Source organism: Roseicyclus amphidinii, from assembly GCF_030163755.1.
Classification (GTDB): Bacteria; Pseudomonadota; Alphaproteobacteria; order Rhodobacterales; family Rhodobacteraceae; genus Roseicyclus; species Roseicyclus amphidinii.
Map to the genome: position 1 here is coordinate 1 of NZ_JASJOE010000077.1, position 13,488 is coordinate 13,488.

Sequence of the window (13,488 nt, forward strand, 5' to 3'; positions counted from 1 at the left end):
CGGCTGAGGCCGCGCGCGCCCTCCTGCCAGAGGCCCACCAGCCGACCGCCCTCGGAGATCAGCAGCACGGGCCGCTCGGCCAGCGGCCAGGACAGGAGCGCCGCCAGCAGCGGCACGGCCCCGACCCAGCGCGCGCGGCCCTGCCAGAGCAGGACGAATAGCCCCGACAGCGCCACCGCGCCGAGCATCCAGCCCGGTGGCGTCGGCACCTGCTCGACCGCGCCGGGCAGGGCCGCGATGCGGGCCGCGACCCCGAGGATCCACTCCAGCCCCCACTCCATCACCTGCCAGACCGGCCCCGACAGGCCCAGCGGCCACAAGATCAGCGCCAGCACCGCGCCGGGGATGATGACGCTGCCCATGACCGGCACGGTCAGAAGGTTCGCGGCCAGCCCGTAGACCGCCACCTGGTTGAACTGCGCCGCGGCGAAGGGCGCGGTCGCGGCCCCTGCCACGGCCGAGGAGACCACCAGCGCGAAGACCCCGCGCGCCCATTTCGGCCAGCCCTGCAGCCATGCAGCGCCGCGCAACGCGCCGAAGGCCCCGACCAGCGCCGCGGTGGCGGCGAAGGACATCTGGAAGCCCGGTGACATCAGCGTCTCGGGCCGGTGCAACAGCACGATCACCGCCGCGATGGCGACCGAGCGCAGCGTGATCGCGCGCCGGTCCATGAGCACGGCGGCGAACATCACCGCGACCTGGATGAAGGCACGCTCGGTCGCCACGTTCCCGCCGGAGAGCGCGAGATAGAAGGCCCCCGCGCAAAGCGCCACCACGGCGGCCCATTTGCGGATCGGGTAGCGCAGCGCCAGCGCCGGGACCAGCGCGAGGATCGCGCGCAGCGCGGCATAGACGAAACCCGTCAGAAGCCCCATGTGCAGCCCCGAGATGGCCAGCAGATGCGCGATATTGGCATCCCGCATCGCCTCGACCGGCCCGGCCTCAAGGCCCGAGCGGTCGCCGGTCAGCACCGCGGCGGCAAAGGCGCCGGCCTGCCCCTCGATCCGGGCCTGGATCGCCGCCGACATCCGCATCCTGAGATGGAAAAGCCGCGCCGCGCCCGGCGCGCGGTCCTCCAGCAGGACAAGCGGCGTTCGGGAATAGCCGACGCCACCCAGCGACAGGAAATGCGCGTGGCGCTGGAAGTCGAAGCCGCCGGGTTCCGCCGGGCCCGCGGGGGCCGACAGGTGCCCGGTCAGCATCACGATGGCCCCCGGCGCAGGCTCCGCCCCCGGCCAGTCGCCATGCAGCGACACCCGCACGCGCCGCGGCGTGCGGGCGGGGTCCAGATCGTCGAGCCGCACCTCGTCCAGCGTCAGCCGCGGCACGTCCGAGGCGGAGCGGTCGATCGCCACCACCCGCCCCTCGATCGGGCCGTAGTAGCGGAAATCGAGCACCGGCCCCGCCACCTGATGCGCGCGCACCCCCGCCGCGCAAAGCCCCAGCGCCACCAGCGCCAGCGCCAACCCGGTCGGCCCCATCACCTCGCGCCAGCGCAGCGACAGGGCGATGCCGAGTGCCATGACAGCGACGGCCACGGCATAGCCCGCCGCCCCCGGCTCGACCGGCAGCGAGAAATACAGCGCCACGCCCAGCCCCAGCATCACCGCCGACCACGGCATCAACGCGCCGCGCTGCCCCTGCTGTACGGCGTTCAGCCAGCCCGGCCATGCCAGGGGCGCAAAGCGCCGCGCAGGGTCTACGGCGCCGGAATAGCTCTCGTCGGTCACGTCCTTGTCAGCGCCCTCCGTCATGGGGTAACGAACCACCCAAGTCTTAACCCAGACATGGTTTCAAACAGGTTAACGCGCCCTCCCATGGAGACCCGGCGCGGAAGGGATCAAATGGCCGATACCTCGCAGATCGTCACCCGCATCGCCCCCTCGCCCACCGGCATGATGCATATCGGCACCGCGCGCACGGCGCTGTTCAACTGGCTGTTTGCCCGCGGCCGCGGGGGCAAGTTCCTGCTCCGGATCGAGGACACCGACCGCGCGCGCTCGACGCCCGAGGCGACGCAGGCGATCCTTGACGGGATGCGCTGGCTGGGCCTCGACTGGGACGGCGAGGCCGTCAGCCAGTTCGAGCGCGTGCCGCGCCACGCCGAGGTCGCCCACCGGATGCTCGCCGAGGGCACGGCCTACAAATGCTTCGCCACCCAGGACGAGATCGAGGCCTTCCGCGAGGCCGCCCGCGCCGAGAACCGCTCGACCCTCTACCTCAGCCCCTGGCGCGATGTGGCCGAGGGCGATCACCCCGACCTGCCCTATGTCGTGCGCCTGAAAGCGCCCCGCGCGGGCGAGACGGTGATCGAGGATGCGGTGCAGGGCACGGTGACCTTCCGCAACGACCAGCTCGACGACATGGTGCTGCTGCGCTCGGACGGGACGCCCACCTACATGCTGGCCGTGGTGGTGGACGATCACGACATGGGCGTGACCCACGCGATCCGCGGCGACGACCACCTCAACAACGCCGCGCGGCAGGCCCAGATCTACCGCGCGATGGGCTGGGCGGAACCGGTCTGGGCGCATATTCCCCTGATCCACGGGCCCGACGGCAAGAAACTGTCCAAGCGCCACGGCGCGACCGGCGTGATGGAATACGCCGAAATGGGCATCCCCCCCGCCGCGATGCGCAACTACCTCGCGCGGCTGGGCTGGAGCCATGGCGATGACGAGCTCTTCACCGACGCGCAGGCGCTGGAGTGGTTCGACCTCAAGGGCATCGGCAAATCGCCCGCACGGCTCGACATGAAGAAACTGGAGTCGGTCGCAGGCTGGCACATCGCCCGCATGGAAGACGCCGACCTGATGGAAGAGATCGCGCGCTTCCTTGCCCTGACCGGCCAGCCCGCCCTTTCGCAGCTGCAGCATGACCTTGTGTCGGCTGCGATGTATTGCCTCAAGGATCGTGCGAAATCCCTGCCCGATCTTCTTGAAAAAGCCCAGTTTGCACTGGCCTCCCGGCCCATCGAGCCCGACGAGAAGGCCGCCGCCCAGCTGGACGCGGTATCCCGTGGTATACTGAGTGAATTGACTGAGCATCTGCAGAATGCTAGCTGGAGCCGCGACACGCTGGAGGCGACGCTGACCCTGGCCGCAGAGGCCCACGGGTTGAAATTCGGCAAGCTGGCCGGTCCCCTTCGGGCCGCGCTCGCAGGCCGCAGCGCGACCCCGAGTGTCTTCGACATGATGCTCGTCATCGGCCGGGACGAAACCATCGCCCGCCTGACGGACGCCGCCTCCCGCGACGGCTGACACGGTCGCCACAGGGGGGAGGCCCGAGAACCGCGGGGCCCCTCGACCGTGCCGGCCCCGACCGATCCCGCAGGCGGCGCCAAACCCGGTGCCCCGCGCGGCCACGCTGAAGAAGGGACGACCATGGCTGAGACGACCAGAACCGCCACCTTGACGATCGACGGGCAGAGCTTCGATCTGCCCATTCACTCGCCCTCCGTGGGCCCGGACGTGATCGATATCACCAAGCTTTACGGGCAGGCGGGTGTGTTCACCCACGACCCCGGCTTCACCTCGACCTCGGCCTGCGAAAGCTCGATCACCTATATCGACGGCATCAAGGGCGAGTTGCTGCACCGCGGCTACCCGATCGACCAGCTGGCCGAGAAATCCCATTACCTCGAGGTCTGCTACCTGCTGCTCTACGGCGAACTGCCCTCGGCCGCGGAACTCGAGATTTTCGAGAGCACGATCACTCGCCACACGATGATCCACGAGCAGATGCACAATTTCTTCCGGGGCTTCCGGCGGGATGCGCATCCGATGGCCACGATGGTGGGCGTGGTCGGCGCGATGTCGGCCTTCTACCATGACAGCACCGACATCAACGACCCGCGCCAGCGCGAGATCGCCTCGCACCGGCTGATCGCCAAGATGCCGACGATCGCGGCGATGGCCTACAAGTATTCGATCGGCCAGCCCTTCGTCTATCCGCGCAACGACCTGAGCTATGCCGCCAACTTCCTGCGCATGTGCTTTGCCGTTCCGGCCGAGGAATACGTGATCGACCCGGTGCTCGAACGCGCCATGGACCGCATCTTCACGCTGCACGCCGATCACGAGCAGAACGCCTCCACCTCGACGGTGCGGCTGGCCTCCTCCTCGGGCGCGAACCCGTTTGCCTGCATCGCGGCCGGCATCGCCTGCCTCTGGGGCCCGGCCCATGGCGGCGCCAACCAGGCCTGCCTCGAGATGCTCAAGGAGATCGGCACCGTCGACCGCATCCCCGAATACATCGCCCGCGCCAAGGACAAGGAAGACCCGTTCCGCCTGATGGGCTTCGGCCACCGCGTCTACAAGAACTTCGACCCGCGCGCGAAGGTGATGAAGCAATCCGCCGACGAGGTGCTGGACCTGCTCGGCGTCGAGGACAACCCGCTCCTGCAGGTCGCCAAGGAGCTGGAGCGCATCGCGCTGGAAGACAGCTACTTCGCCGACAAGAAGCTGTTCCCGAACGTCGATTTCTACTCGGGCATCATCCTCGAGGCGATGGGCTTCCCCACCTCGATGTTCACGCCGATCTTCGCCGTCTCGCGCACGGTGGGCTGGATTTCCCAGTGGAAGGAGCAGCTCGCCGATCCCGCGATGAAGATCGGCCGCCCGCGCCAGCTCTACATGGGCGAGACGCTGCGCGACTACGTCGAGATCGAGGACCGCTGAGGCGCGATCCCCGCACAAGACATCGAAAGGCCGCCCCCTCACCCGGGCGGCCTTTTTCATCGAGCTCTGTCAGGCTGCGTGGACTGACGGTCGAGTGACGAGAAGCCCGATACTCTCGACCACGACAAACCAGAACAAGGCATGGCAGCACAGCGCCACAAGAAGCCGCCAGTGTTTGCGCCAGAAAGACACGCCTATCGGCGACGCAATATAGTCTGCCCAAAAGGTCGCACCCTTGCCGTAGGCGTGATAGGCGAGCGCATGGATAAAGAAGCTGCTGAAGGTGAGGCCGATCACCAGATCGCTCATCACGGTTAAGCCTCATACTCACTGCTGCGCCGTGCAAGAGGCTATCACGAGCTTCATCTTTCTCCAAATACGCCCGCCGGAGGCATTGAAGTCTTCTGCCCGAGGGTGTCACCTGCGGGCCATCCGACAGGAGCGCGCGCATGACCCGCAAGATCATCATCGACACCGACCCCGGACAGGATGACGCCGTGGCGATCCTGCTCGCGCTGGCCTCCCCCGAGGAGATCGAGGTCATGGGCATCACCGCGGTGGCGGGCAACGTGCCGCTTGCACTGACCCAGAAAAACGCGCGCATCGTCTGCGAACTGGCGGGCCGCCGCGACATCCGCGTCTTCGCGGGCTGCGACAAGCCGCTCGCCCACACCCTCGTCACCGCCGAGCATGTCCACGGCAAGACGGGCCTCGACGGCATCGCGCTGCCCGAGCCGACCATGCCCCTGCAAGACACCCACGCCGTCGAGTTCCTCATCGAAACGCTCCGGCAGGAGCCGTCCGGCACCGTCACCCTCTGCCCGCTCGGCCCGCTCACGAACATCGCCACGGCGTTCCGCACCGCCCCCGACATCATCCCCCGCGTGCAGGAGATCGTCCTGATGGGCGGCGCCTATTTCGAGGTGGGCAACATCACGCCCGCCGCCGAATTCAACATCTACGTCGACCCGGAGGCCGCCGAGATCGTCTTCAAATCGGGCGTTCCCCTTACGGTGATGCCGCTTGACGTGACCCACAAGGTGCTGACCACGCGGCCAAGGATCGAGGCGATCCGCGACCTGGGAACGGATGTCGGCCATGCCGTCGCGCAGTGGACCGATTTCTTCGAACGCTTCGACATGGAGAAATACGGCCACGACGGCGCACCGCTGCATGATCCCTGCGTCATCGCATATCTGATCCGGCCCGGCCTGTTCTCGGGCCGCCACGTGAACGTTGAAATCGAAACCATGTCGCCTCTGACCCGCGGCATGACCGTGGCCGATTGGTGGGGCGTCACCGACCGTCCGCGGAACGCGATGTTCATGGGCGAGGTGGACGCCCAGGGGTTCTACGACCTGCTGACCGGGCGCCTCGCCCGGCTCTGAGCGGGGCGAAGGCCCTTGCAAGGGCCTTGCAAATCCCTTGCAAGGGATTTGCACCGCCCCGCCCCACCCCTATCTCGTGGGACAAAGGACACTGCCCATGCCCCCCCGTTTCCCCTTCGACAACTCCTACGCCCGGCTGCCCGAGCGGTTCTTCACCCGCCAGGCCCCCGCCCCGGTCGAGGCGCCCGCCCTCGTCGCGCTCAACCGCCCGCTGGCCGACCGCCTTGGCCTGACCCTGCCCGAAGACGCGGCCGAAACCGCCCGCCTCTTCGCCGGAACCACCCTGCCCGAGGGGGCGGAACCGCTGGCGCAGGTCTACGCCGGCCACCAGTTCGGCGGCTGGTCGCCGCAGCTGGGCGACGGGCGCGCGATCCTGCTGGGCGAGGTGGTCGCGCCGGACGGCGCGCGCTTCGACATCCAGCTCAAGGGCGCGGGCCGCACCCCCTATTCGCGCATGGGCGACGGCAAGGCCTGGCTCGGCCCCGTCCTGCGCGAATACATCGTCTCCGAGGCCATGGCCGCCATGGGCGTGCCCACCACCCGCGCGCTGGCCGCCGTCACCACCGGAGAGCCCGTGCTGCGCGAGGCGGTGATGCCCGGCGCGATCCTCGCCCGCGTCGCCGCCTCCCATATCCGCGTCGGCACCTTCCAGTATTTCGCCGCCCGCCGCGACGCGGAGGCGCTGCAGGCGCTCACCGACCATGTCATCGCCCGCCACTACCCCGAGGCGACAGGCCCCGAGGGCCTGCTCGACGCCGTCATCGGCGCACAGGCCCGGCTGATCGCGCAGTGGATGGGGCTGGGCTTCATCCACGGGGTGATGAACACCGACAACATGACCCTCTCGGGCGAGACCATCGACTACGGCCCCTGCGCCTTCATGGACGCCTACCACCCCGACACGGTCTTCTCCTCCATCGACCAGTTCGGGCGTTACGCCTATGCCAACCAGCCGCAAATCGCGGTCTGGAACCTCGCGCAGCTCGCCACCGCGCTGCTGCCGCTCCTTCCCGACCGCGACGAAGGCATCGAGCGCTTCACCGCGCTGGTGAACGGCTTCTCCGACCGCTTCGACGCCGAATGGCACGCCGTCCTGCGCGCCAAGCTGGGCCTTGCCACGGAAGACGAGGAGGACGCCGCCCTCGCCTTCGACCTGCTCGAGCGCATGGCGCGGAACAGCGCGGATTTCACCCGCACCTTCCGCGCCCTCTCGGGCGACACCCCGCAAAGCGCCCGCGACGAATTCATCGACCCCACCGCGCTCGACCCGTGGCTCACCCGCTGGCAGGCCCGCCTCGCCGCCGAGGCGCGCGACGAAGCCGCCCGCATCACCGCCATGCAGGCCGCGAACCCCGCCCGCATCCCCCGCAACCACCGCGTCGAAGAGGCGATCACGGCAGGCGTCGCGGGCGATTTCACCCCCTTCGAAAACCTGATGCAGGCGCTCGCCCATCCCTTCGCCGATGATCCCTCAGTCGCCGAATACGAAGCGCCCCCGACCGACGAACAACGCGTCCTGCGGACTTTCTGCGGCACCTGAGCCCTTCATCTTTCCCCAAATACGCAAATCCCGCCCCCGACACCTGCGCGCCCTCGAAAACCCGGGCGCAGCCGCGTCCAAGGCCCCCGCGCCGCGTCAGCGGCGCGCCGCCCGGCGACGCCACAGGCGGCGCAACCCCTTGTCAGCCCCGCGCGGGCCGGTTGATCAGGATCAGACCGGCGGCCACCAGCACCAGCGCGGCAATGATCTCCCATCCCACCTGCTCGCCCAGCAGGCTCCAGCCAAGGAGCACGCCAAAGACCGGCGACAGGAAACTGAACGCCGCGACCGAGGCGGCGGGGTAGATCGACAGAAGCCAGAGCCAGAACAGGAATCCCGCCGAGACGATCACCACGATCTGAAAGGCCAGCGCCCCCCAATGGATCAGCTCCGGCCCCCGCAGAAACGGCCCGAAGAACGGCGCCGCCAGCAACAACAGCGGTGCCGAGACCGCCAGTTGCCACAGGAGCTGCACCTCGGGCCGCACCGTCCGCAGCCGCGAGGCCTTGGCCAAAAGCGCGATCCCCGCCCAGGCCAGCGCCGCCACCAGCGCGCAGAGATCCCCGATCAGCGAGGCCTCGCCCCCCGCCCCGTCGCGCCGCGTGATCGCCAGCACCACGCCGCCAAAGGCCAGCGCAAGGCCCATGCCCTTGACCCTGGTGATCCGTTCGCCGGGGATCAGCACATGGCCCAGGAGCGCCAGCCAGACCGGCATGGAATAGAAGATGATCGAGGTCCGCGTGACGGTCGTCAGGTCGAGCGCCACGAAAAGGCAGATGAACTCCACCGCGAAACAGGCCCCCATGGCAAGGCCTGCGCGCCACGTGCCCGGCGCGACCTCGACCGCGATGCCGCGGGCCTTCATCCAGGCGAAGATGCAGAGCGCGCCCCCGATGGACCGAAGTGCCGCGAAAAAGACCGGCTGCAACCCCTCGTTGCCGACCGCGATCACCACCTGGTTGAAGGCCAGGAGCGCCGCGAAGACGGTCAGCCCCGCCGCGCCGAAGGCGTCGATCCGGTCTTTCTGCGGCATGGTGCGCTCTCCCCTTCCCAGCCGTCTCACCCCGCGGCCCGCCCAAGTCAAGCGGCCTGCCCGGAACGGGTTTTCCGGCGCGCATAAATCCCCTAAACGTGACGCCCACGACAGCTGCGCCGGGGGCCGCCCATGACCGACACGATCGAGGCACGCTGCGAGGCCAAGGGCCTGCGCATGACCGAGCAGCGCCGCGTCATCGCGCAGGTTCTTGAGGCCTCCGACGACCACCCCGATGTCGAGGAGCTTTACGCCCGCGCCTCCGCCCGCGACCCGCGCATCTCGATTGCCACGATCTACCGCACCGTGAAGCTCTTCGAGGAATCGGGCATCATCGACCGGCTCGAATTCGGCGACGGCCGCGCCCGCTACGAGGATGCCGAGCGCGACCACCACGACCACCTGATCGACATGAACTCGGGCGAGGTGATCGAGTTCTGCGACCCCGAGATCGAGGCCCTTCAGGAGAAGATCGCCGAAAAGCTCGGCTACCGGCTGAAGGGCCACAAGCTCGAGCTTTACGGCGTGCCGATCCGCAAGAAGGGCTGAGGGTCAGTCCGCAGCCCCGCCCGCGAAAGCGTTGCCGTTCTTCCAGTCGCAGGGCGCCTCCTGCATCTCCAGGTGCAGCCGGTCGCCCGCATAGGCATGGGCCGCCGCGACCGCGTCATCGAGCTCGATCCCGAGGCCCGGCGCGGAGGGGGCTTCGACGAAGCCCTCCTCGACCTGCGGGCGGCCGCGGACGAGTGTCTTGTGGAAGGGCGTCTCGATGGCCTCGACCATCAGCAGGTTCGGGCAGGTCACGCCGAGATGCACGTTGGCGGCCCATTCCACCGGCCCCGCGTAGAGATGCGGCGCGATCTGCGCGCCGTGGCTTTCGGCCAGAAGCGCGATCTTGCGCCCCTCCCAGATGCCGCCCGCGCGCCCCAGCGCCGGTTGCACGATCCGCACCCCCGCGCGCAGCACCGCGGCGAATTCCATCTTGCCGCAAAGCCGCTCGCCGGTTGCCACGGGGATCGAGGTGCAGCGCGCCACCTCGGCAAGCCCCGCTATATCGTCGGGCGGGATCGGTTCTTCGAACCAGAGGGGATCGTGCGGCTCCAATGCCTTGGCCAGCCGGATCGCGTGGCCCGGCGTGAACTGCCCATGAGTGCCGAAGAGCAGATCGGCCCGGTCGCCGACGGCGGCGCGGATCTTTTCGCAGAAGAGCGCCGAGCGGCTGATGTCCGAGGCCGCGGGCGCATGCCCGCCGCGGATCGTGTAGGGGCCTGCGGGATCGAATTTCACCGCCGTCCAGCCTTCGGCCACCCGCGCGGCCGCCGCCTCGGCCTGCGCATCGGCGTCGATCCAGAAGCGGCGCACCTCCGCCTCGGGCGCGCCGTCGCTGGGGTAGAGGTAGGTATAGGCGCGCAGGCGCGCGTTCATGCGCCCGCCCAGCAGCGCCCAGACCGGCCGGTCGCGCATCTTGCCGAGGATGTCCCAACAGGCCATCTCGAGCCCCGCGAAGGCGCCGAAGACCGTGGGATCGGGCCGTTGGGTGAAGCCCGAGGACCAGGCGCGGCGCGACATCAGCTCGATGTTCTCGGGGCTTTCGCCCTCCATGTGGCGGGTGAAGACATCTTCGATGACGGCCTGCATCGCCTTGGGGCCGACGCCCGCGGCATAGACCTCGCCCAGCCCCGAGATGCCGCAGGCGGTGGTGATCCGGACGATCAGCCAGTAGCGCCCGCCCCAGCCGGGCGGCGGGGGGGCGATGGCGAAGGTTTCGAGGGAGGCGATTTTCATGGGCGTGGCTCCGCTTGGCCGGTGCTGTGCTGGGGGGGGGCTCCGCCCCCCGGTCGGGCTGCGCCCGCCCTCCCCCCGCCGTATTTTCGGGAAGATGAAGGGGGGGCGCGCGCGTTAACCTTGATGGGGGGTTAAGGTGAGAACATTGCGGCGGGCCTGCCCTCGGTTGGTGTCGGCGATGGCGGCGTTGATCTGATCGAAGCTCCAGCGCCGCGAGATCAGCGCGTCGAGCTCGAGGCGGCCTTGCGCATGCAGGTCGACCATCCAGGGGATGTCGCGGGCAAGCACCACGTCGCCCATCAGCGTGCCGCGGATGCCCTGCCCGAGGGCGGCGAGGATCACCGGTTCATAGGCCGAGGTCTCGCCCGTATGCGGCATGCCCACGGCATAGGCCGTGCCGCCGGGGGCCATCAGGCGCAGCGCCACGTCATAGGCGGGGATCGAGCCGACGGTGACGAAGACATGATCGGCGAGCCGCCCGCCGGTGATGTGCGCCAGCGCCTTCCAGGGTTTCGGGTCGGTCGCCGGGATCGTGTCGGTCGCGCCGAAGGCGCGGGCGTCGTCGAGTTTCGAAGGCTCGAGGTCCATCGCCACGATCCGCGCCGCCCCTGCCAACCGCGCGCCCTGCACCGCGTTCAGGCCCACGCCGCCCGCGCCGATCACCACCACCGTCTCGCCGGGGCGCACGCGGGCGGTGTTGACCACCGCACCCAGCCCCGTGGGCACGCCGCAGGCCAGAAGGCAGCCGGTGTCCGGCGCCATCCCCTCGCCCAGGGGGGCCACCTGGCTCTGGTGGACCACCACCTTCTCGGCGAAGGCGCCGCAGTCCATCCCGGCATGGACCGGCGCGCCCGTGGCATCCGTCAGCTTGGGCGCAGCCGCGCCCTTGGCCCCGCAGTGGACGGGCCGGCCGCCCGCGCAATCGGGGCAGGTGCCGCAGGAGCGGATCAGCGTGATCAGCACCCGCTCGCCGAGGCTGCGCTGCCCGGTCCCCTCGCCCAGCGCGGTGACCCGCCCCGCCGCCTCGTGCCCGTAGACCGCCGGGAGCGCGCCGCCCCAGGCCCCCTCCATGTAGGAGATGTCGGAATGGCAGATCGCCACCGCCTCGATCTCGACCTCGATCTCGCCCGGGCCGGGATCGCGCAAGGTCAGCGTCTCGATCTCCAGCGGTGCGCCGTAGGCGCGGCAGACCGCGGCGCGGATGGTGGATGGCATGGCGCGTCTCCCTGTCCTCACTCCCGCGCCCATCCTTGCAGGTTCGCCCGCGGCGGCAAGGCGAAATGCCGTCATCGCGCGTGCCGTCCGCGGCATGCACGGCTTGCGATGCGCCGCAGCTTGGCGCAGAACCGGGGGAAACCGCGGGAGGGAGACGGGAATGGACTGCCTCGACCTGGGCGATGTCGCCCTGCATTACGCCGACACCGGGCCGAGGGACGCGCCCGCGCTGGTCTTCGCCAATTCGCTGGGCACCGATTTCCGGCTCTGGGACGGCATCCTGCCGCATCTGCCCGAGGGGCTGCGCGTGATCCGCTACGACAAGCGGGGCCATGGCCTGTCGACCTGTCCGCCCGCGCCCTATTCCATGGGCGCGCTGGTGCATGACGCCGAGCGGCTGCTGGATGCGCTCGAGGTGCGCGACTGCGTCTTCGTCGGCCTGTCGATCGGGGGGATGATCGCGCAGGGGCTGGCGGCCAAGCGCCTCGACCTCGTGCGCGCGGTGGTGTTGTCGAACACCGCGCCCAAGATCGGCACCCGCACCATGTGGGAAGAGCGCATCGCCATGGTCGAGACGCAAGGCCTCGGGGCCATGTCGGGCGCGATCATGGAGCGGTGGTTCTCGCGCGAGTTCCGCGAAAGCCCCGCCGTGACCCCCTGGCGGCGCATGGTCGAGGTGACGCCTGCCGCGGGCTACGCGGGCTGTTCGGCGGCCATCGCGGGCACCGATTTCTACACGCCCACCGCCGCCCTGCGCCTGCCCGCGCTGGTGATCGGCGGGAGCGAAGACGGATCGACGCCGCCCGATCTCGTGCGGGAACTGGCCGATCTCATCCCCGGCGCGCGCTTCGAGCTGATCCGGGGCGCGGGGCATTTGCCCTGCGTGGAACGGCCCGAGGAGTTCGCGGCCCTGCTGAACGGGTTTCTGAAGGATATCGGTCACATGGGCGGCGCGGCATGAGCGCCTCTCCCTTCGACAGCGCGCTTTACCGCGATCTCTTCGGCGATGCCGAGGTCGGGCGGCTCTTCTCCGACAGCGCCGAGGTGCGGGCGATGATGCTGGTCCTCGGGGCTTTGGCCAAGGTCCAGGGCCAGGCCGGTGTCATCCCCGAGGTGACCGGCGCCTTCCTGCACCGCGCCGCGATGGAGCTGCAGATCGACCCCGCGGGGCTGGCCACGGCCACCGGGCAGAACGGCGTCAGCCTTCCGGGCCTCGTCACCGCCATGCGCAAGGCGCTGGAGGCGCCCGAACACGCGCCCTACCTGCATTGGGGCGCGACCAGCCAGGACATCCAGGACACAGGCCTGATGCTGCGGCTCAGGCAGGCCCTGAGCCTGATCGAGGCGCGGCTGGTCACCGCGGCCCATAGGCTCGCCAAGCTGGCCGAGGCCGAGCCCGAGACCCCCATGGCCGCCCGCACCTACGGGCAGGTCGCCGTGCCCACGAGCTTCGGCGCGCTGGTGGCCAGCTGGGGCTGGCCCCTTCTCCAGACACTCGAGCGCCTGCGCGCCGTGAAACCCCGGCTCTGCGTCTCGCTTGCGGGGGCTGGCGGCACCGGCACGATGCTCGGCCCCGATCCGGCGGCGATCCGCACAGGCCTGGCCGAGGCCCTCGGCCTCGCCGATCCGGGGCGCAGCTGGCATGCCGAACGCTCGCTCATCGCCGATATCGCGGGGCTCTGCGTCAGCGTGACGGCAGCCGCCGCCAAGCCGGCCGAGGACCTGCTGATCCTGACCCGCAGCGACGTGGCCGAGGTGCGGCTGGCGGGCGGCGGGGCCTCCTCGACCATGCCGCAGAAACAGAACCCCGTCGGCCCTTCGGTCCTCGTGGCCCTCGCGCGCACGACGGGG

General features: G+C 69.7%; 12 protein-coding genes. 7 read left to right on the forward strand and 5 right to left on the reverse strand.

Annotated elements, in window-relative coordinates; genetic code table 11:
- Nucleotides 1-1,754: ComEC/Rec2 family competence protein (locus tag QQK83_RS17085; RefSeq protein WP_284266304.1), on the reverse strand; the 1,754-nt coding region annotated here is incomplete at its 3' end.
- A 90-nt stretch (nucleotides 1,755-1,844) separates the two neighbouring features.
- On the opposite strand from QQK83_RS17085, the gene gltX reads away from it, so the two are divergent.
- Both gltX and gltA read left to right on the forward strand, forming a co-directional pair.
- The gene (gene gltX / locus QQK83_RS17090; protein WP_284266306.1) at nucleotides 1,845-3,260 is read left to right on the forward strand and encodes a glutamate--tRNA ligase; all 1,416 of its coding nucleotides are present in this window, start codon (nucleotides 1,845-1,847) and stop codon (nucleotides 3,258-3,260) included.
- Between the two features lie 123 nt (nucleotides 3,261-3,383).
- Nucleotides 3,384-4,679 (forward strand): citrate synthase, encoded by a 1,296-nt coding sequence (gene gltA, locus QQK83_RS17095; protein WP_284266308.1) that lies wholly within the window; start codon nucleotides 3,384-3,386, stop codon nucleotides 4,677-4,679.
- A 69-nt stretch (nucleotides 4,680-4,748) separates the two neighbouring features.
- Here gltA and QQK83_RS17100 read toward each other — a convergent pair whose 3' ends face one another.
- On the reverse strand, nucleotides 4,749-4,988 hold the full coding sequence (locus QQK83_RS17100) for a hypothetical protein (RefSeq protein ID WP_284266310.1): 240 nt from the start codon (nucleotides 4,986-4,988) through the stop codon (nucleotides 4,749-4,751).
- 140 nt (nucleotides 4,989-5,128) lie between these two features.
- Between QQK83_RS17100 and QQK83_RS17105 the strand changes: the two genes are divergently transcribed.
- The gene (locus QQK83_RS17105; RefSeq protein ID WP_284266312.1) at nucleotides 5,129-6,067 is read left to right on the forward strand and encodes a nucleoside hydrolase; all 939 of its coding nucleotides are present in this window, start codon (nucleotides 5,129-5,131) and stop codon (nucleotides 6,065-6,067) included.
- Nucleotides 6,068-6,164: 97 nt separating this feature from the next.
- Nucleotides 6,165-7,607, forward strand: a complete 1,443-nt coding sequence (locus tag QQK83_RS17110; RefSeq protein ID WP_284266313.1) for a protein adenylyltransferase SelO — start codon at nucleotides 6,165-6,167, stop codon at nucleotides 7,605-7,607.
- Between the two features lie 142 nt (nucleotides 7,608-7,749).
- Here the strand turns inward: QQK83_RS17110 and QQK83_RS17115 are convergent, their stop codons facing one another.
- A complete protein-coding gene (locus tag QQK83_RS17115) occupies nucleotides 7,750-8,640 on the reverse strand; it encodes a DMT family transporter (RefSeq protein ID WP_284266315.1) in 891 nt (296 codons plus the stop codon).
- 132 nt (nucleotides 8,641-8,772) lie between these two features.
- Between QQK83_RS17115 and QQK83_RS17120 the strand changes: the two genes are divergently transcribed.
- Nucleotides 8,773-9,189 carry a Fur family transcriptional regulator gene (locus QQK83_RS17120; RefSeq protein WP_284266317.1) on the forward strand — a complete coding sequence of 139 codons (417 nt, stop codon included), beginning with the start codon at nucleotides 8,773-8,775 and terminating at the stop codon, nucleotides 9,187-9,189.
- A gap of 3 nt (nucleotides 9,190-9,192) precedes the next feature.
- On the opposite strand, the gene QQK83_RS17125 is transcribed toward QQK83_RS17120, so the two are convergent.
- Together QQK83_RS17125 and QQK83_RS17130 are read right to left on the reverse strand one after the other, a co-directional pair.
- Nucleotides 9,193-10,422 carry a mandelate racemase/muconate lactonizing enzyme family protein gene (locus QQK83_RS17125; protein WP_284266319.1) on the reverse strand — a complete coding sequence of 410 codons (1,230 nt, stop codon included), beginning with the start codon at nucleotides 10,420-10,422 and terminating at the stop codon, nucleotides 9,193-9,195.
- Nucleotides 10,423-10,536: 114 nt separating this feature from the next.
- Nucleotides 10,537-11,637 (reverse strand): zinc-binding dehydrogenase, encoded by a 1,101-nt coding sequence (locus tag QQK83_RS17130; RefSeq protein ID WP_284266321.1) that lies wholly within the window; start codon nucleotides 11,635-11,637, stop codon nucleotides 10,537-10,539.
- A 160-nt stretch (nucleotides 11,638-11,797) separates the two neighbouring features.
- On the opposite strand from QQK83_RS17130, the gene pcaD reads away from it, so the two are divergent.
- Nucleotides 11,798-12,598: a 3-oxoadipate enol-lactonase gene (pcaD, locus tag QQK83_RS17135; RefSeq protein ID WP_284266323.1), complete on the forward strand. Its 801-nt coding sequence runs from the start codon at nucleotides 11,798-11,800 to the stop codon at nucleotides 12,596-12,598.
- A partial coding sequence (locus QQK83_RS17140) for a lyase family protein (protein ID WP_284266325.1) occupies nucleotides 12,595-13,488 on the forward strand: 894 nt, incomplete at its 3' end. The genes pcaD and QQK83_RS17140, both read left to right, overlap by 4 nt.